Below are 947 nucleotides of genomic sequence, written 5' to 3'. Positions count from 1 at the left end.
CCTGGATACCGCCCAAAACGTAGATCTCGTCGGCGCCGCCCAAGTGCATGGCAGCGACGATGGCCGGGTGTGGCCCGCCCTGGAACGGTGGCGCGCATGCGACGATCTTCTTCACGCCGGCGACCTTCGCTGTGACCACGCTCATATGCGCGGAAGCGACCATTGGATATTTGCCGCCCGGCACGTAGCAGCCAGCCGTCTCAACGGGGATGTTCTTGTGGCCAAGGACGACACCTGGCAGCGTTTCCACCTCGAGGTCCTGCAGGCAGGCGCGCTGCTTTTCCGCGAAATTGCGGACCTGCACCTGGGCGAAGCGGATGTCCTCAAGATCTCTTGCCGAGACTTCGGACATGGCCTGCTCTATATCGCTGTCGCTCAGCCGGAAGCTCGGCGGCGACCATTTGTCGAAACGCTCCGACAGTTCCCGGACGGCGTCGTCGCCGCGTTTTTCGATATCGGCGAGGACCGTTTCGACGGTCGTTCGCACGGCCGCGTCGCCCTGGGCAACAGCCTCGGGATCCCTGCCCCGCTTCAGAAAGGTCGGCATGTTCTCATCCTTGTCTTGAGTCGGATGGACGGCACGACGCCGTCCATCTATCGCATTGCTGATCGTCAAGGCTTCACTGTCGCCTCGATCTTGGTCAGCTTGTATTCGTCGGCCGCAGCCTTGCAGGACGAGCAGTTGATGCCGGGCGCGTCGGGCGCCTTCTTTACATCCGCCGGCAGCGGTTGGATGGTCGCTCCCGGTGTTGGCTTGCCCTCCAACGCCGACTGCAGCGACAGTTCCGGCAGCAGCTCGGGATTGAAGACCTCGGTGACGAAGGACGACGGCACCTTGTCTGACGGAAAGACGTTGCAGCCGTCGGCGAAGGTGTCGCCCTTGCAGGGCTTGACCTTATCGGCCGGCACCCACGGCAGCGGGTACTCGACGTTCATCGGCTTCAGGT

At 63.0% G+C, this 947-nt stretch carries 1 protein-coding gene and 1 pseudogene; both read right to left on the bottom strand.

What is annotated here, in order from left to right:
- Positions 1-547 (bottom strand): histidinol dehydrogenase (locus tag EN925_RS37440; protein WP_206633172.1); only part of this gene is annotated, 547 nt, incomplete at its 3' end.
- A 65-nt stretch (positions 548-612) separates the two neighbouring features.
- Positions 613-947: pseudogene (locus tag EN925_RS37435) on the bottom strand (sugar ABC transporter substrate-binding protein); the annotation flags it as partial.

The organism is Mesorhizobium sp. M7A.F.Ca.US.006.04.2.1 (assembly GCF_004022915.1).
Taxonomy (GTDB): Bacteria; Pseudomonadota; Alphaproteobacteria; order Rhizobiales; family Rhizobiaceae; genus Mesorhizobium; species Mesorhizobium ciceri.
This window is presented reverse-complemented; position numbering and strand designations above follow the sequence as displayed.